Below are 25,307 nucleotides of genomic sequence, written 5' to 3' on the forward strand. Positions count from 1 at the left end.
CACTTCAACATCATCGTTTCGCCAAAAAGTCTTGATGGCTATAGGTTGAGCTGCGCGCAACCGTTGTCACGAGGAAAGCGAGGGCGCTGGCGAGACTAGTGCACCCAGCCTGTCATGGGATGTACCTACTGATGACTCCTTGGTATTAGCGGGGGGTGATAGTTTGGCCAGTCTGGCGGCCCTGGGTGTCGTACTGATAGGTGATGATGCGGTTAGGTTCGGTGACCTTGGTTTTTAGGAACAGTGTTGGGTGCCATTCGGTGGTAATGGTGCGTGCCTGCGCGCTGCCGGATGCTTCGGTGCGGCTGGTTTCCAAGGCGCGGTCGTTGTACTCGTAGGTGGTTAGATTGCCCTTGGCGTCGGCCTTGGTTTTCAGCAGGCCCCGAGTGTCATAGGTGAACTTCGAGTTGCTGCTAGGGCAGTTAGGGGTGGGTTCCCCTTCGATGGCCGTAATTCGCTTGATCCCTTGGATGATTTGGAATTTATAAATAGTTTTCTTGCCATATTCGTTGGTTACAGCAGTAGACCCATCCGTGTTGTATACCAAGCTGACCTTGTCCGTGCCGTTGACGTGAGCGCTCGATGTAGCTCTACCCTGAGCGTCATATTCCCAAGTGGCAATGCGAACCCCGTTCGTGTCCGTTATTCCGGTCAATAATTTACTATCACGAGAATCTTCATAGACCATGGTGGTATGTTCGATGGTGGTACCCGAAATTCTGCTAACGGTAAGAAGCCGGTTTTCTGAGTCATACCCATAGGTAATCGAAAAGCCCTGAGAGCTCATTGTTAACGGCTGGTTCCGGGAATCCTCCGTAAAGTTGAGGGAGTTGCCAATATTGTCAGTGACAGTAATTTTTTCAGCGGTATAGATGATGTGGGATGTATATCCCTTTGTGCTGGTTTGCTCCGAAAGCTTGCCTGATTGGTCGAATTTAAGTCGCTCATTATCAATGGAAGTATACTCCCAGCCCGATGTGGTTTTAATGAGGCTGCCGAGAGAGTTCAATCCAGGGGTGATGATGTTGTTGATAAAAGTGAAGTGCTCTTCTTTGCCGTCGGCGTGAATTAGCGATATGGATTTTTCGCCAACAATTCTCAAGTGTGTAGAGAAATTGTGCCGCCAGTATCCATCTAGGCTATTATATACGCGCGAAAATCCAAGATCCTGACCGGTCGAGGAATAATCTTGGACCCTCTCGTACTTATTTCCAATTGTCAAATTAACTGGATTTCCTGCGCATGACATAGGCGAGGGAGCCCCTTTTTGCTCGTCGAATCCGCAAGCGCCAGTTGAGGGATTGAATGTTTTTCCTTCTGAGCATCCTGTTCCGGTGCGATAGATTATAAATGCGTTATATCCATGGCTGGTAACAATTTGCCCGGACTTGTTAACCCAGGTTGAAATGCACTGTACTGGAGTTGGGTAATATGACTGATAGTATCCATAGACCGCACCGCTAACCCATGTATAACCATTCAAGGTAGAGAATTTCTGAGTGGCGGCAATGCAAGCGGATTCCATATCTGGAATTCGTGCATTTGGGTCAAAGGGATAGAACCAAGCATAATCTTCTGCGAGTGAGTTCCCTGAAAATAGCGCTAATACCGCATAGGGGATGATTCTTTTGATTGGTTTTTTATAAGTGTGTCCGAGTTTTAATTGATAAGTGTGTTTATTTTGAGAATTGGCGTTCATGGTTTTCTCATGTGTAATAAGTTGATTGGCATTTTTTTGCGCGTAAAAAATCCGGCACATGGCCGGATTCTTAGAAGTTCAGTATCTGGATGCTTCTTTGTTCAGTTTGAGTAATTTATATCCCTTGATTCCCAACTGAACAACCTAAGTGCGTAAACACGCTGCAATATGTAGGTAATGTACGGTCAACATGGGAGCAACAAACGGAAGAAGAGGATGCGTTATCGGGGAGGTTGCGATTGATCGCATGCAGAGGGATGGGAAGGGGCTCAGGGGGAGGGCTGATTCTGATCGGCGTTATTCGGCGTTAGAGCGGCTTCTTACGTGTCTTGCTCTAAATGAGCTCGACTTGCTGGTAGCTGGACCAAGACCAGAGAGTGGAACCAAACCAAATCGATGTCCGTTTCTGGCCGAGGCTGTGTGAAAACGTTTTCGAGAATGAGCTCTGCTCAGGAAATGAACAAATTTAGCGGTTTCTCGCGAAATCCTGCCGAACAAACAGAGAAAATTTCCGCAGATTTCACGTAGCAACGCGAACCTCAAAGTTGAGCGAGAGTTTTCACACAGCCTGGGGGCCGATTGCTGCCTCTGGCGAGAGGTCACTACTGACCCATACGAGTTTGATGATGTGCACGCAGCAACACGCCAGGTAGGCGTTATCCCTTTTTTCTGAACCATCGCAGGGCTGCTTTCCTTGTCAGCTCTATCCCGCGTGGGTGTCTCTTAAGTGAGCTTCCGCCTCGTCGTAGTCAGGGCTTGTCTGTCCTGATTCTGGTGCGATTTTTCCGCTCGCGATCCAGAGGGCGTATTGGGGAAAGATATTCACCACTACGTCAATCTCTTCGCTACTGACGCGCACTGCACCTTTGCTGACGCTTAGCCATCTTGCGTGGTCGATCTCGCTCATCGTGCTCAATTTCTTGGGCCCGATCTTCTTGATCAATAGTCTCGTTCTATCTGCCGACCGTTCCATATAGATAAAAATTCTGCCCAGCCAAAAGGAAACTATTGCTTTCAGTCTGCGATGGGGAAATAATTTCCTTAGGGAAATAACTTCCTTGTATTGCTAGCAGCGCTATCCAATTAACTCTGAATCATACCGCAGGTAGGGTCATGGAACTTGAAGGAAGCAAGCTTTCTATTGAGGCAGTCAAAGGTGCTCCGATACTGATGCCGTGGAAGGATTTCGCGTCTTGGATCGGCACGAAAGAGTGGATCGTTCAAAACTGGATACGCCAGGGCTATATCCCCCGCATCAAGATTGGCACCCGCGTCATGGTCAATGTGGCGCTCCTGAATAAGCGCCTGCTTGAGTCGGAGAGCATCTGATGTCCGCTCGCAAGCTGGGGGTAGCCCATGTCGGTTCTGTCGAAGTACCTGCATCAACTCCACCCCGAGTCGTGTACCTGCTCTGTATGCGTGGCCCACGCTCTACCGGTGGAACCTCCGGTCGTCTCCAGCCGGTACACACATTGCACCGAGTGCCGCCCTACACGAGTGTTCACGGTCGTTGGGACCATGAATCTGGTATCCGGTGCCTGGAGGCAGGTCTCCAGTACCTATCGTGTGGAGCGGGGATTTACTTGCGAGAAGCACCAGCCCGGACGCCGCCCCCCGCAGTACTGGCACGTTATCTACGACAGCGGCAGGCCGACACCCTTCGTCCCCGTACGCGAGCCCTTCGAGCTGGAGGGCTGAGCCATGCCCACTGACGCCACCTTCTGCGTAAGTTTGCTGTTCGCTCTTCTCACCTGTGTTGGCTTTCCCCTGATGTGCGTGGCCCACGAAATTTCGAAGTGGGCTAACCGCAACAGCCGCACCCAGGTCAAGTCGGTCCAGGGCCGCCGCACCGGCTTGTCCGAACCCGCTTTCCCGTTCGGACAAACGGAGCGCCGGGCGAAGCGCACCCTTGACCGTCCCCCTCCCTGAATAGCCTCCGCTCGGGAGTGAGGGGCAGCACCACCGCCCCGCGCTCCTGAGCCCTCGGCGGCGAGAGCGGGATGACAAGGGCAGAGCCCTTGGTGTTCTTACCTCCCACCGCATGCACCACCGCAAAACCCAGGCACCACCACACCCGCTGAAAGACGGCCACCAACGCGCCCAATTTGCAGCAGCGGGCCAACTCATGCCCGAAAAAGGCAAAGGAGCTTCAGATGAACATGTTTGCAACCACTGGCGGAGTCGTTGAGCTGTGGGTCATCCAGACCGACACCTTCACCTCGAAAACCTCCGGCGAAATCTACGCCAGCGTCCAGGCCATTTCGCCGATCCCGGACGGCGCTCGCGGCAATGCTCGTGGCTTCGAAATCACCCAGTACGACATTGAGCCAACTCTGCTCGATGGCGTCGTCTTCGAAGGCTCTCCAGTGCTCTGCAAGTTCGCCACCGTGGTGCGCCCGACCAAAGACCGCTTCGGCAACACCAAGAACACCCAGGTGCTGACCGAACTGCTCGCCACTGGCAAAGACGCCGCCGCGCCGGTTCCTGCCCGCCCGGCTGCTCCGCAGGCTCAGCGCCCGACTCAGCCCGCCGCTGAGAAACCCTCCGACAGCAGCAAGTCCTGACGGGAGGGTAGGTAGATGAAAGCGCCGCTCCGTTTCGCCTTCGGCTGGGTTCTGTACGTGGCCATTCTCTGCGCCGTATCGCCTGCCGTGCGCGCGGTGCGCGAATTCCTCGAACCCTACCCGCTGGATTCCGTGATCGCTGTTGTCGCGGCTGCGCTCGCCTTCTTCGCCCTGTGGTGGTTCGTCCTGCGCTCCTTCTGGAGCTGGTGCGACCGCCCCCGCAAGGAGGCTCGCTGACATGTCAGGCGTTGTTGCCATTCAGGTCTGCACCAGCTGGGCGTCCACAGCGGACGGCCTCATGCAGTGCCAGCGCATCGAATGGCAACAGGCCTATCTGATTCCGCCCGAGGCCGCTGGAGCAATTGAAATTCTGGTCAACGGCGGGTTCTCCCTGGAGGCCTTCAGCATCGGTGCTGCGGGCGTTCTCGGGGCATTCGTGACGGGGCTTTTAACTGGCTGGGTCGCGTCACTTCTTCGTAAAGCCAAGTAGAGAGGAAACACCATGAACGCCATGAAACAACAGATCGCCAAGTTCAACCCGGTCCGCTCGTTCCGCAATCTGTGCATCGCTGGCACCGTCACCGCCGCGTCCTCGATGCCGGTGTGGGCCGCCAGCGTCATCGACACCAGCGCGGTGGAACAGGCCATCACCGACGGTAAGTCCGACATGTCCAACATCGGCGGCTACATCGTCGGTGCCCTGGTCATCCTCGCGGTCGCCGGCCTGATCTACAGCATGTTGCGCAAGGCGTAAGTGCTCTGGTCGGTGTGGTTGGGGGCGTTCTTCGCCGGCGCCTTCATCACCGGGTACCGCTGCGGCGAATTCTTCTAACGCGCTGATCCAAAGCGGAAGCCCCTCCGGTTCGTCCGCAGGGGCTTTTTTGTTGCTTGGAGTTCACATGAGGCAGGCACTTCTACTGCTCGCGCTGCTGGCCGGCTTCTCGTCGTCCGCCTTCGCCGAAGAGTACTACTGGTACATGGTGAACGGGGATCGATATCCCTCTCCGCAGGCGGCGTGCGATGGGTATGTCGCCAAGGGCTATCCCACTGCCGGACTTCGTAACGCGGTGGCCGAAGCCTACGTGCTGCCGATGGATACCAAGATTTCCTTCCGCTGCCACTTCTACAACCAGCTTGGCGAAAACTATGGTCGCCTGCCGCTATCTCGGGGTGGTGATACCTGCTCCGGCAGCTACGACACCAACACCGGTATCTGCACGCCCCCTTCTGACGCCGAGTGCAAGACCCGCGACAAATACACCAAGGCCGTGCAGTTCGTCTTCACCGATGGCGGCGCGGTGCTCGACCTCGATCCAGAAATCAAAGACGGCTGCGTGTACGAGCCGGGCTCGCCGGAGAACTGCAACGACAACGTCTGCACCGTCGATATGACCCCGGTCGGTAACAACGACATGTCGGATAACCCCGAAAACCCGGATCAGCAGTTGCAGGACTACCTCGACGAACTGGCGAAGAAGTTCGAGTGCACCAAAACCGCCAATGGCACGGTCGGCTGCACCGGGGCGCAAACCACCCCTCCTGATATCGACCCCGACGACAAATGCCCCGATGGCTATTCGTGGTCGGGCAGCGCCTGTTTCCCCACCACGGGTGGTGGCAACGAAAACCCGGACAACCCTGGCGGCAATACCGGTGGCGGCGATGGCGGAAACAATGGCGACGGCGGCAGTAACCCCGGCACGGGTAACGGTGACGGCAGCGGCTCCACGGGTGGTGGCACGGGCGGTGGGGATGGCGGCACCAATGGCGGCGACGGCCCCAAAGAGTCCCTGGCGCAGCCCAAGCAAGGTAACTGGGATGACGCGCTCAGTACCTGGGAAGCCAAGGTCGCAGAAGCCAAGAAAGAGTTCTCCGAGAAGATCAAAGAGAACGCCGACCAGCTGAAAGGGGTGTTCGATCTGAACCTGGGCGAGGGCGGCGGGAAGCTTCCCTGCGACACCTTCGTGGTGTGGAAAAAGACCGTCAGCCTCTGCTTCACCCCCTACGAAGAAAAACTCTCCTACCTGCGCTACGCGCTGATGTTCATGGCATCGGTGCTGGCGGCGTTCGTCATCCTGAAGGAGTGATCACATGGAATGGCTATCCAGCTTCTTTGACCAGATCGTCCTGTTCCTTCAGTGGATCTGGGACTTCCTCACCCAGGGTATCTACGACTTCATCAAGGACGGCTTTGTGGTCGCCACCCAGTGGGCCATGTACAGCGCGCTCCAGTCGTTCCTGTTCCTGCTCGACGTCAGCTACACCGTGGCACGCGAGCTGATCGACAGCCTCGGCGTGTCCAATATGGTCCGCTCCATGTACGCCACGCTGCCCGGCCCGCTGGCTGCGGCGCTGCAATTTCTCGGCGTACCGCAGGCCCTCAACATCATGTTCTCCGCCCTGGCCACGCGCTTCTGCATGCGCTTCGTGCCGTTCATAGGGAGGTGAGTCGTGTCGATCAAGATTCACCACGGCCCCAACGGCTCCTACAAAACCTCCGGCGCGATTCAAGACGATGCCGTACCCGCGCTGAAGGAAGGCCGCGTCATCATCACCAACGTCCGGGGCTTCACCCTCGAGCGGGCCTACACCGTCTTCCCCGATCTGCCCAACACGGCGCAGATCATCAACCTCGATCTCGAATCGCTGGCCGACCTCGAAAAGATGCGCACGTGGTTTCAGTGGGCACCGCGGGGCGCGTTCCTGATCTTCGACGAAACCCAGCTGCTGTTCCCCAAGTCCTGGCGCGAACGCGATCTGGAGAAGTTTGACTTCCCCGGCGGTCCTGAGGCGGCGCATGAAGCTGACCGGCCCATGGGCTGGCTCGATGCCTGGACCCGGCACCGGCACTTCAACTGGGACATCGTCCTGACCACGCCCAACATCAGCTACATCCGCGACGACATCCGCATGACCTGCGAGATGGCCTACAAGCATTCCAACCTCGCAGTGATCGGCATCCCCGGCCGGTACAAGGAGGCCCAGCATGACGCCCAGCTCAATCGACCACCCGCTGACGGCACCATCGTCGAATACAAGCGAATCAAAAAGCAGACCTTCCGCCTCTACCAGTCCACCGCCACCGGCAAAACCCAGGACACCAAGGCAGGGAAAAGCCTGCTCCGGTCGCCTAAGTTGGTTCTTCTACTGGCACTGCTGGCCGGCACTATTGGCTTTGTCAGCTATATGGGACCTCTCAAGGTCGTCGGCGGTGGCGCTCAGCAAAACCCTAATCCTGCCCATTCTCAGCCAGCTAGCGAGCCTCATCCTCAAGGGGCTGCTCTACCTGCTCAAGCGCCTGCTGCTGCGCGTAGCACTCTTCCTGCTGGTGCTGTTTTTGGCCAATCAGGTGTTCCGACTCTTCCACTAGCTGAGCATCCCTTCGCGGGCCGGCAGATCGCCGTGGCGGCCCGCGTGAAAGGGCTGGTGAAGGGCATGCAGCGCGAGATGTACATGTTCGTCATCACCGACTCCGAAGGACGCCGGCTGATGCTCAATTCCTGGCAGATGGGCGAATCCGGCTACGGCGTGAAGGCCCGCTCGGAATGCGTGGCCGAGCTGTCCTACGGCGAGTACCACGAAACCATCGTGTGCGCCGGAGCCTTCCCCAGACAAGCACAACCACCCGCAGCAACGCCCGTAGAACTCGTAGCCGCCCCAGCAGTGCCCCCAGGGCCAACGCTGACCATCGTCCCCGATTCCGAATACCCCGCACGCCCCTGGAGGACCCAATGACCTTGCACGGCCTCATCAACGCCCTTGGGCTGCTCGCGCTCGCGTATGCGCTCGGCTTTCTCACGGCATTGCAGGTGATGCAGCCGGTGTCGGCGTTTCCGTTTTGAGTCGGCGAGCCGCGCCGCCGGCCGGGAGCGCCAGGCACGAGCGGTAGGCCGAAGGCGCGGCCGACGACCCTGTAGCACGTCGGATAACACCCCTTCCAATTGGTTAGCGTTGGATAGATTAGGAAGACCAGATGAAGAGCAAAGCAATCCACCAGCTCCGCGCAGTACTCCAGCCGGACGGTCAGTTTTTCGAGTCGCCCGAAGGGCGTTTGTTTGTTGATCCTAAGACGGTCGAGTTCACTGACCTCTCCGGCGTCCGCCTGCTGCGTTGCGGCGTGGATACGGTCCGTCAGCTTTACAGCGGCATGATCCGTCCTGAAGTCATGGCGCTTTTCTCGGAAAAGGATGACCACGTTGAGTTCGCCGGCTACCAGTGGGTCAAGGGGCGCATCGGCCGTGACTCTGGCTATCAGTACCGCCTACAGAACGCCGATATGGGGCTGATCCTGCTGATCAAGAATCACAACGTGAAGCTCGAAAGCATCGGGCCGCACCTCAAGATTGAGGTATCTCCGCATGCGCTGGATGGAGCCGATCCGAGTGTGCTTCAGGGCGTTCTCGATGACCTTGCGGCGGGCGTGCTATCGCTCTGCGAGGTAAACCAATGTGCGGTACATATCGCGCTCGATGTGCAGGGCTGGACGCCTCCTGCTGACCTGATGGATCGCATGCATTGCCGGTCCCGGCGTGTCCGCCAGATCAGTGGCATTGATCGTATAGAGTTTGATGGTGAAGCGACCGTGTACGGGCGGGGGCAGTCGTACCTTTTCGGCTCTGCCTCTGGCCTACAGATGGCGATCTATAACAAGACGCTCCAGGCTCGGAGCGTGGACAAGCTCGACTATTGGGAAAACGTGTGGGCCTCGCTCAACGGCGATCCCTTCGGCGATGGCGACCCCGCCTACAACCCGTTGGAAACGGTGTGGCGCATCGAATTCCGCTTCCATCACTCGGTTATCCAGCAGTTCTCCGAAGGCTCCAAGATGTCCTCTGGCGAGGTGATCGGCTGCCGTACCTATGAAGGTCTTTGTCCTCACCTGCAAGGGCTCTGGCAGTACGCTTGTGAGAGTTTCCGGGTGATGTCCCGAGAGGGTGTATTCGATCCCTTCTGGACGCTGATTTCTCAGGACGCGCGGGTGCAAGTAGAGGCAGACCCACTCATTGAACGCACCGAATACCGCCGTTACTACAAGACTGCGAAAGGCTTCTCCGGGCGCAACTGCGAGATGTTTCTCGGGCAGTTCGTGAGTCTGATTGCACGTGAGCGAATCCCCCCAAAAAAGGCCCTCCAGTCCGCCCGTAAGCTCGAATTCTGGCACGTCGTGGAAGACCACTACATCGCCAAGGGCTGGACCTTGCATGAGTTCGAGCGGCACGTTTCGAAGCTCATCGCCGATAGGTACATCAGGCGGGGGTACGCGATCTAATGTCCATTACCAAGCTGGAAGACGGGCGTTGGCTAGTCGATGTCGAACCGATCAAGGGAAAGCGTTTTCGAAAGCGGTTCAACACCAAGGGTGAGGCCCAGCGATTCGAAGCCACGGTGCGGCAGAAGTGCATTGATAACCCAACATGGAGCGCTAAGCCAAAGGACCGTCGTCGTCTCCTGGAGCTGGTGACTCTTTGGTACGACCTTCACGGGCACGCTCTGCGAGATGGTGAGCGGCGTTATTCGAAGCTCCAGCAAATGGCCGTTCGGCTGGGCGATCCAATTGCGACCACCTTTGATGCGACGTCATACGCGCAGCTTCGTAGGAAACGCTTGGAGGGTGGTATCTCGGGGAAGACGCTCAACAATGAGTTGGGATACGTGAGGGCGGTGTTCAACGAGTTGAAAGCCTTGGGGGAGATTGATTACGCCAATCCACTGGCTGGAGTGAAGTTGCTGAGGCTACAAGAACGGGAATTGTCTTGGCTGACGACTGAGCAGATCGGCGAGCTTCTCGACTCCATCCGCAACCGTTGCGACAACCCACACACCGAGTTGGTGACATTGCTCTGCCTGACTACCGGTGCTCGATGGTCAGAGGCTGAAAAGCTCCCCGCGCAGCGACTACAGGGCAACGTCGTGACCTATGCAGAAACTAAGTCCGGCAGAGTACGCCACGTGCCAATTCCAACAGCGCTGGCTGACCGGGTAAGGGTGCATTGGCGCATGCATGGGCCCTTCACGTCCTGCATCACATCTTTTCGCCGTGCTTTGGAGCGCACCACGATTCAACTACCGCAAGGGCAGGCTAGCCACGCGCTCCGGCATACTTTTGCCAGTCACTTCATGATGAATGGCGGCAATATCCTCACCCTACAGAAAATCCTTGGTCACTCTACTCTGACCATGACAATGCGATATGCGCATCTATCACCTGATCATCTTCAGGACGCAATTAGGTTTGGTCCAATGGCTAACTCTAGCTGGGTGCTCGGTTGATAATGACTTCTGTTACTTTGGTAGTTACGCCTAGATAGTCGTACACTGCTTGCGTTTTTTTTATGAAAGCACTGTCGTTAGAAAATACATGGTTTGCAAAAGATGCTATCGCTGCATGTCCGGCATCACTCGTTGCCGCAGTAAATCGCTTCTCACTTTTAAGGTTGCTGTCTTGATGAAAGCCGACGACATTTAACACGTTGTAGCATGCTGTGATTTTTTCGTGTAAATGCATGTCGCGATGCTGAAAGTCTGTCCTTGATATTCCTAGGAATTGCTCAATGCTAAAGTTGTATTCTCGGTAGCCTGGGGCAACTTGGTGCAGGCTCCAAATTTTCTCAATTACGTTTGGTGCGGTGATGTTGTTTAGCTGCTTTGGTCCTAAGCCGGTGCAGTCTCTTAGCGTCTGGATAGTTGGCGCTCCGTCTTCAGTTTCGTGCTCTTGCATTACTCTGAGTGATTCACGTTGTGCTCCTGTGTATTGGCGCTTGAAGTTTTCGACCTGAGAGATTATTGCTTGGTGAATTGATGGGTGGCTGTCCTGTATTTCAGTCGCCTGTTCCAGTATGTGATCCATTAGTGAAAAGAATGAGTCTAATTGCTCATTACTTATCTGCTCCAAGGTTGATTCTTTTCGGCCTCCATAGAACTTGAGAAGTGATTGCGATGTGCTGTGGATTATAGACTCATAAACACTTTCTAAGTTTTCTATGTAAGATTGATATGCTGTATTTGGATCTATTTCTTTTACAATCGCTTTGCCTGTCGAGTCGAAGGATGGGCTGATTTCGATGCTTATGTGCATCGCAGAAAGTTTTCTCAAAAGATCAAGGAATTGCTGCCCGCGCTCTCCTGTTCGCTTTACTTCTCGCAAGGTTTCATCTGAGTAAACGACTTGGTATTTGTCTAGAATTTCATTTTCAAGTGCGTTATTTGGGAATTTTATAAAAAAATCAAGAATGTTATGATCTAGATAAACAGTCGGCTTTCCGGTGTAATTTGGACGTTCCATTAATCAGCTCCTGGTCTGATAATAATCATGTGCCGCACCGCTCGCTAGATCATCTTCAAGAGATAGTATGGCTCGAAATTCTGTGAGTCTTACATGTTGTAGTATTTTGAACTGAAAGCTATGGAAAGTGGCGCTCCATCATAAAGACAGCTCGCGGTTAGTTTGATTTTTCTCTTGTGGTCGTAATACGTGTGAAAGTTAATTTTCTTTCTGATTAACTCCAGCTCGGATAAGCTGATGCTCAGCGCTCCAAGCAGGGCTTCTGAGTCAAATTCCTGATTTTCGGAATGAGGTGCTGTTCTTACAAAGTCTACCTCGATGAAGCTAACAAAATTTCCCTCTGTCTGAAGAGTCATTTTGCAGTCTTCATTTTCAACTACAATGTTGCCGAATTCGTTGACTGATGCGCCGGTGGCTATCTCCGCACGCTCAATAGTTAGTCCCATGTATTGAAAGGGGCGATGGAACGGTCGACTCATTACGCGTAGGCTATAAGCACTAGCCTTATCGGTAGCTGTGGCCAAGCTATCTTTGGTTTTCTTCGGATTTAAGATGTTCGCGTTGTATACGATTTCCATTGAAGCTAAAAGCTTTTTGAAAGACGCTTCGTATTGGTTCTCGTCCTTAAAATCGCCATAGAGTTTTCCTGGGAGTAATCCAGGTAATTCGCATTCTGCGACCACTAGTGGAAGAACCTTAATTTTCTTTCCGCCTATCTGGAAGCTCATTGCTACGTCAAGCTCATTTTGAACCCAAGGAGCGATGACTGAGTGTGGCGAAACGACAACTGCAAAGTAATCAGAGTTATCGATCCCCTCTCTAATTTTTTGGATCAGGGAGTCTCCGATCTTCATCTCTGCCTCGTCCAGCCAGCATGTAACATTGTGCGCTTCTAGATCTGCCGCGAGCTTCCGGACAAAAGGTTTGTCATGGTGATTGTGGCTCAAGAAAACTCTGACGCTCATAGATGGCTAATCCTTTAGGCTGCGTTCAGTCATTCATCGTCCGCCGAGCAGGGTTTGTGGCTGCTTAGAGGTGCAATTGAGGCATTTTCGACACTTCTTCGACAGTTTGCAGCAGAAACGAAAAAGCCCCTGAAATTCGCTAGGAAAATCAGGGGCTTATCGTTTGTGTTTGGTGGAGCCGGGGGGATTTGAACCCCCGTCCGCCAGTTCTCCGCTGTCGGTTCTACATGCTTAGCCATCTCTATTAGGTTAACTCCTTGCGGCCCGAGTGGCAGGGCGCTTGGAGCGAGCTGTATGAGTTTTAGCCGTTACGTCTACAGCGAACTTGGCGGCGATCCTGTTCTATATGACAGACCTAATCTTCGGGTTTACAGGCATCCCCTAGGGTCTGCTAGCGGCACTTAGGCTGCTAGGGCGTAGTTGTCGTCGTTGGCAACTATAAAGTTGTGGCAGCTGATTTACGAGAACTGTCACCTACTCGGCATGCCCCTCGAGTTTTGTTACCGGCGTCGAATCCTAATCGGCCCCAAAACCTTGAAAGGTCGTTGGCGATTGTACGGGAAAGCCGCCCCGATAGCCACCCGGGGCGGCGCAAGGTGTTGTCAGCTCAGGAATTTCAGCACGGCTTCGGCCACGGCCTCGGAGGACGCGGGGTTCTGCCCGGTGATCAGGCCGCGGTCCACCTCGACGTGGCTCTGCCAGTCCGGGCCCTTGCTGTAGCGGGCGCCGTTGGCCTTGAGCATGTCCTGGACGAGGAAGGGCACCACGTCGGTGAGGCCGACAGCGTCCTCTTCGCTGTTGGAGAAGCCGGTGACGTGCCGACCCTGTACCAGCGGCCGGCCGTCGAGTCCGCGCGGGTGACGGAACACGGCCGGGGCGTGGCAGACCGCGGAGACGGTCTTGCCGCTGGAGTGGAAGGCTTCGATCAGCGCCACGGAGGTGCGGTCCTCGGCCAGGTCCCAGAGCGGGCCGTGGCCGCCAGGGTAGAACACGGCGTCGTAGTCGTCGGCCTTCACTTCGCTGAGCTTCACGGTGCTGGCCAGCGCGGCCTGGGCGTCGCTGTCCTGGCGGAAGCGCAGGGTGGCCGGGGTCTGGGCGCCTTCCTCGTCGCTCTTGGGGTCGAGCGGCGGCTGGCCGCCCTTGGGCGAGGCCAGGGTCAGGCTGGCGCCGGCATCCTTGAACACGTAGTAGGGCGCGGCGAACTCCTCGAGCCAGAAGCCGGTTTTCTTGCCGGTGCTGCCGAGCTGGTCGTGGGAGGTCAGGACTACCAGGATTTTCATGCTCACTCCTTCGGCGTATCGCTAGTCGTGCGGCTGCCGCCGAAACGGCAGCCCGGACTGTCAGTGTAGGCAATGAGCCGTCTGCGTCAGCGCGACAGGGTGATAGCCAGATAGGCGGCGTACAGCACGCCGTTGAGCATCAGTACCCAGATCGGCAGGCCGCCGCCGCGCTGGGCGTTGATTCGTAGCCAGAGCGCTGCGCCGAGGGTCACCAGCACGCCGGTGAGCACTTCGATACGCGGCTGCCAGGGCGTGAGCAGGATGCCGATCGCGGGCAGCAGGGTGCCCTGGAAGACCATGGCGCCGCTGATGTTGCCGAAGGCCAGGGTATCCTTGCCGCGGCGTACCCAGAGGATGCTGTTGATCTTCTCCGGCAGTTCGGTGGCGATGGGGATGATCAGCAGCGACAGCAGCAGCGCGGAAATACCCAGGATGTGCGACAGGCCTTCCACACCATGGATGAAGCCCTTGGCGCCCAGCACCAGCAGCGCCAGGCCCAGCAGCAGTTGCAGCAGGATGGTGGCGAGGTTGGTCGGCAGGCCGATGCGCGACAGGTACATGCGGTGGTCGGCCTCGGTGCCGTGGCCGTCTTCCACCAGGCTTTGCGAGGCGCGGATGGTCAGCGTGATGTAGCCGATGTAGGTGAGCACCAGCAGTACGCTGAGGGCGACGCGCACGGAGTGCAGTTCAGCCGGGACGAACATGGCGATGGTGGCGAAGCTGAAGGCGGCCAGGAAGAAGTTCAGGTCGCGCTGCATGCCCGTGCGCTCGGGGCGGATGCGTCCGAACAGTCCACGAGCGCGCCAGGCGGCGAGCGCCATCAGGCAGGTGGACAAGGTGGAGAGCATCAGCGGTGCGCCGAGGATCGCGCCGACGCCGACTTCCTCGTTGAGGTTGACGTTGCTGGTACCGGCAAACAGCGCCAGTAGCGGGATCAGGGTTTCCGGCAGGGCGGTGCCGATGGCGGCGAAGAGCGAACCGGTGACACCTTCGGAGATGCCCAGGCGCTCGCCGAAATGTTCCAGCGCGTTGGTGAAGAGTTCGGCGGCGATCAGGATCACCAGCAGCATGCCGAGCAGTTCGAGGATGAAGGTCAGCATGCGCGCAGCTCCAGAGGGATGGAGCGAAGGGTGGGGTGGTGCATCACGGTGAAGCTCCCGGCCGGTGTAAGTACCCATGACCACGCATCTCCCCGGCCGTTGCGGAGATCACGTGGTCAAAGGTCTTGCCAGGCAAAACTGCTGACGACGCCATGGCCTGCGGGCCAAGTGTGTTGACGTCGCCCCCGTTCGTCGAACGGTCGGCTACTCCCCAATGACGCCGCGCATTCTAGCGGATCGGGCGAGCAGCTCAACCCATGGGTTACCAGGTATCGATCAGTGGACGCTTTTTCCCCTGGCGCGGTACGGGCTTCGGCGTCGATGCCAGGCCGCGCAACAACCAGCGACGGGTATCGGCCGGGTCGATGACGTCGTCGATTTCCAGGTAGCTCGCCATGTTCAGCCCCTTGCCGTTGCGGTAAGCGGCGGCGACCAGTTTGTCGAACAGCTTCTGCCGCTCCTGCGGGTCTTCAATCGCGGCAAGCTCCTTGGCGTAGCCGAGGCGGATCGCTCCCTCCAGCCCCATCGCGCCGAACTCGCCGCTGGGCCATGCGACCGTGAACAGCGCGGCGTGGAAGCTGCCGGCGGCCATGGCCTGCGCGCCGAGTCCATAACCCTTGCGCAGGACCACGGTGAAGAACGGCACGCTGAGGCTGGCGGCGGTGACGAACATGCGCGAGACGTGGCGCACGGTGCCGGTCTTCTCCGCTTCCGGGCCGACCATGAAGCCGGGGGTGTCGCACAGCGAAATGATCGGCAGGTCGAAGGCGTCGCACAGCTGCATGAAGCGCGCGGCCTTGTCGCCGGCCTCGGCGTCGATGGCGCCGCCCAGGTGCATGGGGTTGTTGGCGATCAGGCCGAACGGCTTGCCTTCGATGCGCACCAGCGCGGTGACCATCCCGGCGGCGAAGTGCCGGCGCAGTTCCAGCACCGAGCCGCTGTCGGCCAGTTGCTCGATGACCTGGCGGATGTCGTAGACCCGAAGGCGATTCTCCGGCACCGCGTGGCGCAACAGGCGCTGGTCGGCGCACTGCCAGTCGGTGCTGTCGCCCTGGAAGTAGGCGAGGTACTGGCGGGCGATGCGGGTGGCTTCGGCCTCGTCTTCCACCAGTACGTCGATCACGCCATTGGCGCTCTGCACGTCGCTGGGGCCGACTTCCTCGGGGGCGAATCTGCCCAGGCCGCCGCCCTCGATCATTGCCGGGCCGGCCATCCCCAGGCTGGTATCGCGGGTGGCGATAATCACGTCGCAGCAACCCAGCAGCGCGGCGTTTCCGGCGAAGCAGCGGCCGGAGACCACGCCCACCAGCGGCACCAACCCGGAGAGCCGCGCGAGGCCGACAAAGCTCATGTTGTCCAGCCCGGCCACGCCGACGAAATCGGTGTCGCCCGGCCGCCCGCCGCCGCCTTCCGCGTAGAGCACCAGCGGGATGCGCCACTGCTCGGCGAGGTGCAGCATGCGGTCGGTCTTCTTGTGGTTCATCACGCCCTGGGTGCCGGCGAACACCGTGTAGTCGTAGGCCAGCACCAGGCAGCGTGCCTTCTCGTCGCCGAACTGCGCAGCGTTGATGCTGCCCAGCCCGCTGACCAGGCCGTCGGCAGGGCTGCTGGCGATCAGTTCCTCGACGCTGCGGCGACGGCGCTGGGCCGCGATGGCCAGTGCGCCGTACTCGATGAAGCTACCGTCATCGAGCAGATCGGCGAGGTTCTCGCGGGTGGTGCGCTTGCCGATCCTGTGGCGCTTGGCGACGGCGTCCGGGCGGCGCTCGTCGAAGCCGATGGCGTGGCGTTCGAGCACTTCGGCGAGGTCGGCGCGGATGGCGTCGAGATCGATGGCGGCGCTGCTTTCATGGTGCTGCGCTTCGATGTCCGCCGGCTCGACGAACAGCAATGCGTCGCCCTCGCCGAGGCTGTCGCCGGGGGTGGCGGCGAGACTGTGGACGATGCCACTGGCGCTGGCTTTTACCTCGAATTCCATCTTCATCGCCTCGACCACGGCGATGGTCTGGCCCTGGGCAACGGCATCGCCTGCGGCCACGTTCAGGCTGACCAGCACACCCGCGCTGGGCGTGGCGAGAGGGAGGCAGCCGGCCGGCACTTCGCTGCTGCGCTGGGCTTGTGCGGTGGCACCGGCATGGCTGAAGAAGCGATGCGGGTGCGCGTGATCCTGTGCGCCCAGCAGCGTGGGCAGGTGTTCTTCGATGTAGCGGGTGGTGACCTGGTTGTCCGCCACCGCGCTCTGGCGCAGCAGATTGAGCAGCAGCGGAATGTTGCTCGCCACGCCTTCGAGACGGAATTCGCAGAGCGCGCGATAGGCGCGCTGCACCAGCTGTGGATAACTGCCGATGCCGTGGACGATCAGCTTGGCCAGCAGCGAGTCGTAGCCGGCACTGTTGCGGTAACCGGCGTAGCCGTAGCCATCCACGCGCAGGCCGGGGCCGCTGGGCGGCTCGTAGGCGCTGAGGGTGCCGCAGGCGAGGTGGGGCGTGCCGTCGCTGGAAAGTGTTTCCAGGTTGATCCGCAGTTGCAGGGCGTGGCCGCGTGGCGCGGGGATCTCCGCCTGGGTCAGGTTCAGCTCGGCGAGGCTGGCGCCGGCGGCAATGCGCAGTTGCGCCTGGACGAGGTCGACGCCGGTCACTGCTTCGGTGATGGTGTGTTCCACCTGCAGGCGCGGGTTGGCTTCCATGAACACGAAATCGCCGCTGTCCTCGTCGAGCAGGAACTCGAAGGTGCCCAGGCCGCGATAGTTCACGGCTTCGGCCAGCCTTACGGCGGCGGCGAGAATGGCACCACGCAGCCGAGGATGCAGGTTGGGGCTCGGGGCGATCTCCAGCAGCTTCTGGTTGCGCCGCTGCAGGGTGCAGTCGCGCTCCCCAAGGTGGCTGACGACGCGGCCGTCGCCGATCACCTGCACTTCGATGTGGCGGGCGCGCTGGATCAGGCGTTCGACGTAGAGCCGGTCATCGCCGAAGGCCGCGCGGGCCTCTGCCTGGCAGCGGGCGTAGGCGTCGGCGATCTCCTCGACGCTGCGCACCGCGCGCATGCCGCGCCCACCGCCGCCAGCGAGGGCCTTGATCATCATGCCGGCTCCGGCGGGCAGTTCGCGGAAGAAGCGTTCGGCGTCTTCCAGTGAGGTCGCGCGGTTGCTGCCGGCGGCCAGCGCCACGCCGTGATCGCGGGCGAGGTCGCGGGCGCGGGCCTTGTCACCGAAGACGTCGAGCACCTCCGCTGAGGGGCCGACGAAGGTGAGCCCGGCGCTTTCGCAGCGGCGGGCGAAGCCGGCGTTCTCGGAAAGGAAGCCATAGCCCGGATGCACCGCGTCGCAGCCCTGGGCCAGGGCGATGTCGATGATCTGCTGCTGGTCGAGGTAGGCGCTGGCGCCACGCCCTTTCAGGGCCGTGGCCTGGTCGGCCTGGCGAGTGTGCAGCGAGGCGGCGTCGTCCTCGGCGAAGATCGCCAGCGTCTGGATACCCAGCTCGGCGGCGGCGCGGGCAATGCGGATGGCGATCTCGCCACGGTTGGCGATGAGCAGGCGGGTGACGGGCATGGCGATTCCGGTTGTGGTTCTTGTGGTCGGCAATCGCACCATCTTAGGCGGGTGAGGAGGGTGGGGAATCAAGTACGGCGTCGCGAATGGCGCAGGCTTAGTGGGCCTTATGAGCGGTGACCGGCCTGGAGCCGGCCACCGCGTGCGGAATCACCCGTTGGCTCCGCCGTCGCCGGCGTTCTTCTTCAGCAGCTGCAGGGCTTTTTCGGTCTGCGCAATGCAGGCCTTGGTGTCACCCGCGGCCTGGGCCTGGGCGGCCTTTTCCTGCAGGCGCATGGCCTGTTCCTGGGCCTGGGTGTTGTTGGTGACGGTTTTCACCGCGTCATCGACTTTCTGCAGATTGTCGCTGCACAGGTCGGCGGCAAAAGCCGGCGACGCCAGCAGGGCGGCTGTAATGAGCAGGGCGGCACGTTTCATGGCAGTACTCCTGTCAACTTGACCGTTGTCGCGGACCGAACGAGCGGGCCGTACAGGGTGGACTGCCACGATTCACGCGGGGTTCAGAGAATCGGCCCGGCGGTTGTCGGGAGTTCGACGCAGACGCCCAGGCCGGCGCCGTCCAGCCCTTCGTGCAGGGAAATGCGCCCGTGGTGGATTTCCACGATGCGCTTGACGATGGGCAGGCCCAGCCCGCTGCCGTGGCTGCTGGCGACGCTTGGGCTGCGGTAGAAGCGGGTGAAGATCGCTGCCTGTTCGGCCGCCGCCACGCCGGGACCGTTGTCGCGCACCCAGAGGATCAGTCGGTCGCTCGCGCTTTCCAGGCTGACGGCCACGCGGCCGCCTTCGGGGGTGTAGCGCAGGGCGTTGCCGACCAGGTTGGTCAGCATCAGCTCCAGCCAGGGCGCGACGCCCTGCAGGCTCCCTCCCTGGCTATCGAAGGTCAGGTCGATGCCCTTGTCGATGGCCTGCGGCGCCAGCTCGGCGATGGTGTCTTCGGCCAGCAGGCCGAGGTTCACCGGGCGGAATATTTCGTGCAGCTCCTCGGCATCCAGGCGCGCCAGCAGCAGGATCTGCTCCATCAGTGCACTGATGCGCTCGACACTGCGGCTGACCTGCTGCAGTCCATGGGCATGGGCGGCCGGGTCGGAGGAGCGCAGCGCGACCTGGGCATGGGTGCGCAGGCTGGCCAGCGGCGTGCGGATTTCATGGGCGGCGTCGCTGGTCAGGCGGCGCTCGGCCTCCATCGCGGTATTCAGGCGCTCCAGCAGCAGGTTCAGTTCGCTCACCAGGCTGTGCACTTCCACGGGGGCCCGGTTCAACGCCAGCGGATGCAGGCTGTGGGCGCTGCGGTGGTGCACCTGCTCGATCAGGCTGCGCAGCGGCGCGAGGCCCTGGCGTACGCCGAACCAGACCAGCACGGCGAACAGCGGCAGCGCCAGCAGCAGGGGGAAGAGCGCGCTGAACAGCAGCAGGCGCAGGGTTTTGGAGCGGAAGTGCAGGTCCTCGTAGACCCAGATGCGGATCTGGTCGGCGCCGGAGGATTCGATCTGCAGCACCCGGTAGTTCACGCCGCCCTGTTGCAGGTCGGAGAAGCCCAGAGGCTGGTCGTCCAGGCCCGCGGGCGGGCGTTCGGTAGTCAGCAGCGGTTCGCCCAGGTACCAGATTGAATAACCCAGGGTCGCTTCGCGGTGGATCAGCGGCAGGCCTTCGATGGCCTTGCGGCTGCGCGAGAGGATTTCCCCCGGCGGCGTAGGGTCGGCATCGATGGAGTCGGCGATGTCAACCAGGCTCAGGGCCGCCTGGCCGAAATCGATCATGTCCTGGTCGTAGAGGTGGTTCACCTGTTGGCGGGTCAGGTGGTAGGTGAACAGACCGGCGACCAGCCAGAGCAGGGAGACGCCGCCGATCAGGGTCAGCAGCAGGCGGCGACTGATGGAGCCTGCGCGGCGTGGCGTACCGCTCAAGCTCGCGCGGCGCCGTCGGGGCGGTCGATGCCGTAGCCGATGCCGCGCACGGTGCGGATCAGGCTATTGCCCAGCTTGCGCCGCAGGTGGTGGATGTGTACTTCGATGGCGTTGCTTTCCAGGTCCCCGTCCCAACCGTAGAGGGCTTCCACCAGTCGGGCGCGGGACAGCACCTTGCCGCGCTGTTCCAGTAGCAGGCGCAGCAGGGCGTATTCGCGCGGTGCCAGGTCAACCGGTTCGCCGCTGAGGCTGACCTTGTGGGTGGCCGGGTCCAGTGCCAGTTCGCCGTGTTGCAGCAGCGGCGCGGCGCGGCCGGTGTGGCGGCGGGTCAGGGCGCGGACGCGGGCGAGCAGTTCGTCGAGGTCGAAGGGTTTGGTCAGGTAGTCGTCGGCGCCTGCGTCCAGGCCGGCGACGCGGTCGGCCACCTTGTCGCGGGCGGTGAGGATCAGCACGGGCGTCAGGTCACCGCGGCGGCGCAGGCCGCGCAGCACTTCCAGGCCGTCCTTGCGCGGCAGCCCGAGATCGAGGACCAGCAGGTCGAACTCATCGGTGGCCAGCGCCTGGTCGGCGGCCACGCCATCGCTCACCCAGTCCACGGTGTCGCCTTCCAGACCGAGCCCCGCGCGAATGCCATCGCCCAGCAGCTGGTCGTCTTCTGCCAACAGGATTCTCATCTTGGTCCCCTCTACCGGCCTGTGCAGCAGGATAGCTGGCGTGATCCGGTTAGGGCAGAGGGTGACAGCGCTCGCTTAACGAGGTGTTAAGGCTTTCTGCGCCGTTGACGGAGAAAGCAGGGCGAAGAATCCGGACCGATTATCCGCCGCCCGTGGGGACGGCGGATAACGCTGGAGACGTTGTGCGCCCTACGCCTGGACAGTGGACGAACGCGCGCGAGTCACGCGATCCACCAGATAGACCACGCCGCGATAGTCGATACCGCCATGGGCGGACAGACCGATCTCGCAGGTGCGGCTGGTGGAGACGCCTTCCTCGCAATACTGCACCGCGTCCTTGAGCGTGCGCAGCGAATGCGCGTTCAGCTCGGGCGTGGTGAAGCCCTTGTCGCCGGCGAAACCACAGCAGTGGATGCCCTCGGGGATCACCACTTCGCGGGTGCAGCGCTTGACCAGGTCGATCAGTGCCTGGCTTTCGCCCAGGTGCTGGGTGCTGCAGGTGACGTGCACGGCCACCGGCTTGTCCTGCGGCTGGAAGTCCAGACGCTCGACCAGATGGGTGCGGATGAACTTCACCGGGTCGTAGATTTTCAGCCGGTCGTCCGCCAGTTCCTGCACCAGGCGCAGGGTGCAGGGGCTGGTGTCGCAGTAGATTGGGTCGAGACCGCCACGGCTAGCGCGCAGCAATTCGGCGAGCAGTTCGTCGCGCTTGGCGTCGGCTTGGCTCTTGTAGCCCTTGGAGGCGAACGGCTGGCCGCAGCAGAGGTTGTCGGCGTTGTCCGGGAAGACCACCTGGTAGCCGGCCTTCTCCAGCAACTGGCGGGTCTTGTCGATCAGTGGCATCTGTTCTTCGTCCGCCGCCGCCGGGCCCATGGCGCGGGACACGCAGGCGGTGAGGTAGACGACGCGCGGCTTGCCGTTATCCACAGGCTGCGAAGCGGCAGCCAGGCGCACGGGCTGCGGCATGGACGGCGTCCACTGCGGCACGCGGCCCTTGCTGGCGTGACTGATGGAAGCGCTGAGGCGGGCCAGGCGCGGCGCGCCGAGCACCATGCGCGCACCGTTGGCAGCGTGCAGCATGAACTTCGCACCCTTGAGTGCGGTGGCGAAGTTGCGTGCCAGCCAGGTGGCGGTGCCGGCGTGGTGCGCTTCTTCACCGCGCAGCTTGCGGACCAGCTCGCCGGTGTTGATGTTCACCGGGCAGCGTTGGGCGCACAGGCCGGTGGCGGCGCAGGTATCGATGCCCTGGTACTGGTAGTCGCGCTCAAGCTCGGTGGTGTCGACGCCGGCGCGGCGCTTGGCCTGGATGTCGCGCCACATGACGATGCGCTGGCGCGGGCTGAGGGTCAGCCCCTTGGACGGGCAGACCGGCTCGCAGAAGCCGCACTCGATGCACTTGTCGACGATCTCGTCGGCGGCCGGCAGCGGTTTGAGGTTCTTCAGGTGCAGCTGCGGGTCGTCGGTCAGCACCACGCCGGGGCTGAGGATGCCGGTGGGGTCGAGCAGGCGCTTCAGCTGCCACATCAGTTGGTAGGCGTCGTGGCCCCATTCCAGCTCGACGAAGGGCGCCATGTTGCGCCCGGTGCCGTGCTCGGCCTTGAGCGAGCCGCCGTATTCCACGGCGACCAGGTGCGCGACGTCGTCCATGAAGGCCGAGTAGCGCGCGATCTGCTCAGGCGATTCGAAACCCTGGGTGAAGACGAAGTGCAGGTTCCCTTCCAGCGCGTGGCCGAACAGGATGGCTTCGTCGTAGCCGTGCTTGTCGAACAGCTCGATCAGGCGGTTCACGCCCTCGGCCAGCTGTTCGACGGGGAAGGTGACGTCCTCGATGATCACTGTGGTGCCAGTCTCGCGCACTGCGCCGACGGCCGGGAAGGTGTCCTTGCGGATGCGCCAGAGCTGGTTGTAGACCGCCGGGTCTTCGCTGAAGTCGACCTGTTTCTCCACCGGGTAACCGGCGATGGAGGCGCTGATCTGCGCGAGTTGTTCATGCAGCAGCGACTGGGTCGCTGCGCGGGATTCGATGAGCAGCGCGCAGGCGCCTTCGGAGAGGCTCTTCACCCACGTCGGCATGCCCTGCATGTTCTCCACCGAGCGCAGGCTGCGGCGGTCCAGCAGTTCCACGGCGGAGACCGGTTGCTGCTTGAGCACGGTCACGGCCTTGCAGCAGGTCTCCACGTCGGGGAAGACGATCAGCGCGCTGGCCTTGTTCGGGTGGTCGGGCACGGTGTCGTAGGTGACCGCGCTGATGAAGCCCAGGGTGCCTTCGGAGCCGACCATCAGGTGGGTGAGGATATCCAGCGGCTCGTCGTAGTCGACCAGCGCATTCAGCGACAGGCCGGTGGTGTTCTTCAGGCGGTACTTGTGGCGAATCTTCGCGGCCAGCTCGGTGTTGGCACGGGTCTGCCGGCCCAGCTCGGCGAGCTGGTCGAGCAGTGTGCCGTGGCTTTCGCGGAAGGCCGCGAGGCTGTCGGGCAACTCGCTGTCCAGCAGCGTACCGTCGGCCAGCAGCAGGCGCATGCCGGCCAGGGTGTGGTAGCTGTTCTGCGCGGTGCCGCAGCACATGCCGCTGGCGTTGTTGGCGACGATGCCGCCGATCTTGCAGGCGTTGATCGACGCCGGGTCCGGGCCGATCTTGCGGCCGAACGGAGCCAGCCAGGCGTTGGCCTGGGCGCCGATGACGCCAGGCTGCAGGCGAATCTGCGTGCCGCCGTCGCGGATGTCGCGGCCGTTCCAGTTGTCACCCAGCACCAGCAGCACCGAGTCGCTCACGGCCTGGCCGGAGAGGCTGGTACCGGCGGCGCGGAAGGTCACCGCGACCTTGTTGGTGTGGGCGGACTTGAGCAGGCTGGCGACTTCGTCTTCGCTCTCGACGCGGATCACCAGCTTGGGGATCAGCCGGTAGAAGCTGGCGTCGGTGCCGAAGGCCAGGGTCGAGAGCGCGTCGTCGAAGCGGCGCTCGCGGGGGATCAGGTGTTCTACCGTGTCGAGGAACGCGGCGGGCAGGCTCATGCAATCTCCTCGCGGGGCCGTGGCGTCTGGCGCGCCACGTACCCCGGTCAATCAGGCTGTATTTCGTGTGGGCGTATGGATCACGCGCCCAGTTCGCGCACCAGCGAATCGCGAGTGATCTCGCCGATGGTCTTGGCGCCGGTGAGCACCATGGCCACGCGCATTTCCTTCTCGAACAGGTCCAGCAGGTTCTTCACGCCGGCTTCGCCGTGGGTCGCCAGGGCGTAGAGGAAGGCGCGGCCGATGAGCACGGTGTCCGCGCCCAGGGCGATCATGCGCACGACGTCCAGGCCGTTGCGGATGCCGGAGTCGGCGAGGATCTTCAGGTCGCCTTTCACCGCATCGGCGATGGCCGGCAGGGCGCGGGCGCTGGAGAGCACGCCGTCGAGCTGGCGGCCGCCGTGGTTGGAGACGACGATGCCGTCGGCACCGAATTTCACTGCATCCTTTGCGTCTTCCGGGTCGAGGATGCCCTTGATGATCATCGGGCCATCCCAGAACTCGCGGATCCACTCCAGGTCCTTCCAGGAGATCGACGGGTCGAAGTTGGCGCCCAGCCAGCCGATGTAATCGGCAAGGCCGGTCGGGTTGCCGCGGTACTTGGAGATGTTGCCCAGGTCGTGGGGCTTGCCCAGCAGGCCGACGTCGAGGGCCCAGGACGGGTGGGTCATGGCCTGCCAGACGCGGCGCAGCGGTGCGTTCGGGCCGCTCATGCCGGAGTGGGCGTCTCGGTAGCGGGCGCCGGGCACCGGCATGTCGACGGTGAACACCAGGGTCTTCACGCCGGCGGCCTTGGCACGCTCCAGGGCGTTGCGCATGAAGCCGCGATCCTTGAGCACATAGAGCTGGAACCACATGGGCCGGTCGATGGCCGGGGCGACTTCCTCGATGGGGCAGACCGAGACCGTGGACATCGTGAAGGGGATGCCCTTCGCGGCGGCCGCGCGGGCTGCCTGTACTTCTCCGCGCCGGGCATACATGCCGGTCAGGCCGACGGGGGCCAGGGCGATGGGCATGCTCAACGTCTCGTCGAACAGCTTCGCCTCAAGGCTCAGCTCGGACATGTTCTTCAGCACGCGCTGGCGCAGGGCGATGTTGGCCAGGTCGTCGACGTTGTTGCGCAAGGTGCGCTCGGCGTAGGCACCGCCGTCGGCGTAGTGGAAGAGGAACGGCGGCAGCTTGCGTTGGGCCGCTGCGCGGTAGTCGGTAGAGGCAGAGATGATCATGGGCGTCTCATCGTTGTGGGGCTTGTCGAGGCCACCGCGCTGGCGCGGGTGACC

General features: G+C 61.0%; 23 protein-coding genes, 1 other RNA gene and 1 riboswitch. Of the genes, 11 read left to right on the plus strand and 13 right to left on the minus strand.

Annotation, left to right across the window (positions count from 1 at the left end; translation table 11 throughout):
- Nucleotides 1-145 precede the first annotated feature (145 nt).
- Together IB273_RS25860 and IB273_RS25865 are read right to left on the minus strand one after the other, a co-directional pair.
- Nucleotides 146-1,699: a DUF6531 domain-containing protein gene (locus IB273_RS25860; RefSeq protein WP_192225352.1), complete on the minus strand. Its 1,554-nt coding sequence runs from the start codon at nt 1,697-1,699 to the stop codon at nt 146-148.
- A 703-nt stretch (nt 1,700-2,402) separates the two neighbouring features.
- A complete protein-coding gene (locus IB273_RS25865) occupies nt 2,403-2,642 on the minus strand; it encodes a DNA-binding protein (RefSeq protein WP_192225353.1) in 240 nt (79 codons plus the stop codon).
- A 170-nt stretch (nt 2,643-2,812) separates the two neighbouring features.
- Between IB273_RS25865 and IB273_RS25870 the strand changes: the two genes are divergently transcribed.
- From IB273_RS25870 to IB273_RS25920, 11 genes are all read left to right on the plus strand, one after another.
- Complete coding sequence (locus IB273_RS25870; RefSeq protein WP_081520090.1) at nt 2,813-3,028, plus strand: hypothetical protein; 216 nt, start codon at nt 2,813-2,815, stop codon at nt 3,026-3,028.
- Nucleotides 3,029-3,055: 27 nt separating this feature from the next.
- Nucleotides 3,056-3,397 carry a lysogeny maintenance protein PflM gene (gene pflM, locus IB273_RS25875; protein WP_192225354.1) on the plus strand — a complete coding sequence of 114 codons (342 nt, stop codon included), beginning with the start codon at nt 3,056-3,058 and terminating at the stop codon, nt 3,395-3,397.
- 455 nt (nt 3,398-3,852) lie between these two features.
- Nucleotides 3,853-4,263 (plus strand): DNA-binding protein, encoded by a 411-nt coding sequence (locus IB273_RS25880; protein ID WP_192225355.1) that lies wholly within the window; start codon nt 3,853-3,855, stop codon nt 4,261-4,263.
- 15 nt (nt 4,264-4,278) lie between these two features.
- Nucleotides 4,279-4,500: a hypothetical protein gene (locus IB273_RS25885; protein ID WP_192225356.1), complete on the plus strand. Its 222-nt coding sequence runs from the start codon at nt 4,279-4,281 to the stop codon at nt 4,498-4,500.
- 1 nt (nt 4,501) lies between these two features.
- The gene (locus IB273_RS25890) at nt 4,502-4,753 is read left to right on the plus strand and encodes a hypothetical protein (protein ID WP_081515803.1); all 252 of its coding nucleotides are present in this window, start codon (nt 4,502-4,504) and stop codon (nt 4,751-4,753) included.
- Nucleotides 4,754-4,765: 12 nt separating this feature from the next.
- Nucleotides 4,766-5,017 carry a major capsid protein gene (locus IB273_RS25895; protein ID WP_192224048.1) on the plus strand — a complete coding sequence of 84 codons (252 nt, stop codon included), beginning with the start codon at nt 4,766-4,768 and terminating at the stop codon, nt 5,015-5,017.
- A 145-nt stretch (nt 5,018-5,162) separates the two neighbouring features.
- The gene (locus tag IB273_RS25900; RefSeq protein ID WP_192225357.1) at nt 5,163-6,350 is read left to right on the plus strand and encodes a hypothetical protein; all 1,188 of its coding nucleotides are present in this window, start codon (nt 5,163-5,165) and stop codon (nt 6,348-6,350) included.
- 4 nt (nt 6,351-6,354) lie between these two features.
- Nucleotides 6,355-6,711, plus strand: coding sequence for a DUF2523 family protein (locus IB273_RS25905; protein ID WP_081520099.1), 357 nt, complete (start codon nt 6,355-6,357; stop codon nt 6,709-6,711).
- 3 nt (nt 6,712-6,714) lie between these two features.
- Nucleotides 6,715-7,998: a zonular occludens toxin domain-containing protein gene (locus IB273_RS25910; protein WP_192225358.1), complete on the plus strand. Its 1,284-nt coding sequence runs from the start codon at nt 6,715-6,717 to the stop codon at nt 7,996-7,998.
- A gap of 238 nt (nt 7,999-8,236) precedes the next feature.
- The gene (locus IB273_RS25915; protein WP_192225359.1) at nt 8,237-9,532 is read left to right on the plus strand and encodes a hypothetical protein; all 1,296 of its coding nucleotides are present in this window, start codon (nt 8,237-8,239) and stop codon (nt 9,530-9,532) included.
- Nucleotides 9,532-10,533 carry a tyrosine-type recombinase/integrase gene (locus tag IB273_RS25920; RefSeq protein ID WP_192225360.1) on the plus strand — a complete coding sequence of 334 codons (1,002 nt, stop codon included), beginning with the start codon at nt 9,532-9,534 and terminating at the stop codon, nt 10,531-10,533. Before IB273_RS25915 ends, IB273_RS25920 begins: the two co-directional genes overlap by 1 nt.
- Here IB273_RS25920 and IB273_RS25925 read toward each other — a convergent pair.
- The 11 genes from IB273_RS25925 to lldD form a co-directional block, all read right to left on the minus strand.
- Entirely contained in the window at nt 10,514-11,545 is a 1,032-nt protein-coding gene (locus IB273_RS25925; protein WP_192225361.1) for a hypothetical protein, read from the minus strand. The two genes, IB273_RS25920 and IB273_RS25925, sit on opposite strands and share 20 nt — an antisense overlap.
- Before the next feature lie 89 nt (nt 11,546-11,634).
- On the minus strand, nt 11,635-12,510 hold the full coding sequence (locus IB273_RS25930) for a toll/interleukin-1 receptor domain-containing protein (RefSeq protein ID WP_192225362.1): 876 nt from the start codon (nt 12,508-12,510) through the stop codon (nt 11,635-11,637).
- Nucleotides 12,511-12,680: 170 nt separating this feature from the next.
- Nucleotides 12,681-13,038, minus strand: a transfer-messenger RNA (tmRNA) gene (gene ssrA, locus IB273_RS25935).
- Nucleotides 13,039-13,112: 74 nt separating this feature from the next.
- Nucleotides 13,113-13,790: a type 1 glutamine amidotransferase domain-containing protein gene (locus tag IB273_RS25940; RefSeq protein WP_081520675.1), complete on the minus strand. Its 678-nt coding sequence runs from the start codon at nt 13,788-13,790 to the stop codon at nt 13,113-13,115.
- 86 nt (nt 13,791-13,876) lie between these two features.
- Nucleotides 13,877-14,890, minus strand: coding sequence for a sodium:calcium antiporter (locus IB273_RS25945; RefSeq protein ID WP_192225363.1), 1,014 nt, complete (start codon nt 14,888-14,890; stop codon nt 13,877-13,879).
- A 56-nt stretch (nt 14,891-14,946) separates the two neighbouring features.
- A riboswitch (yybP-ykoY riboswitch) is annotated at nt 14,947-15,115 on the minus strand.
- 37 nt (nt 15,116-15,152) lie between these two features.
- A complete protein-coding gene (locus IB273_RS25950; protein ID WP_192225364.1) occupies nt 15,153-18,437 on the minus strand; it encodes an acetyl-CoA carboxylase family protein in 3,285 nt (1,094 codons plus the stop codon).
- Between the two features lie 150 nt (nt 18,438-18,587).
- A complete protein-coding gene (locus IB273_RS25955) occupies nt 18,588-18,854 on the minus strand; it encodes a hypothetical protein (protein ID WP_081520678.1) in 267 nt (88 codons plus the stop codon).
- A gap of 83 nt (nt 18,855-18,937) precedes the next feature.
- Nucleotides 18,938-20,341 carry a sensor histidine kinase gene (locus tag IB273_RS25960; RefSeq protein WP_151188376.1) on the minus strand — a complete coding sequence of 468 codons (1,404 nt, stop codon included), beginning with the start codon at nt 20,339-20,341 and terminating at the stop codon, nt 18,938-18,940.
- Nucleotides 20,338-21,015 (minus strand): response regulator, encoded by a 678-nt coding sequence (locus tag IB273_RS25965; RefSeq protein WP_192225365.1) that lies wholly within the window; start codon nt 21,013-21,015, stop codon nt 20,338-20,340. The genes IB273_RS25960 and IB273_RS25965 overlap by 4 nt, the downstream gene beginning before the upstream one ends.
- Before the next feature lie 189 nt (nt 21,016-21,204).
- Entirely contained in the window at nt 21,205-24,027 is a 2,823-nt protein-coding gene (locus tag IB273_RS25970) for an FAD-binding and (Fe-S)-binding domain-containing protein (RefSeq protein WP_192225366.1), read from the minus strand.
- 80 nt (nt 24,028-24,107) lie between these two features.
- Nucleotides 24,108-25,253, minus strand: a complete 1,146-nt coding sequence (gene lldD, locus IB273_RS25975) for an FMN-dependent L-lactate dehydrogenase LldD (protein ID WP_192225367.1) — start codon at nt 25,251-25,253, stop codon at nt 24,108-24,110.
- Nucleotides 25,254-25,307 lie beyond the last annotated feature (54 nt).

This window comes from Pseudomonas sp. PDM19 (genome assembly GCF_014852215.1).
Lineage (GTDB): Bacteria > Pseudomonadota > Gammaproteobacteria > Pseudomonadales > Pseudomonadaceae > Pseudomonas.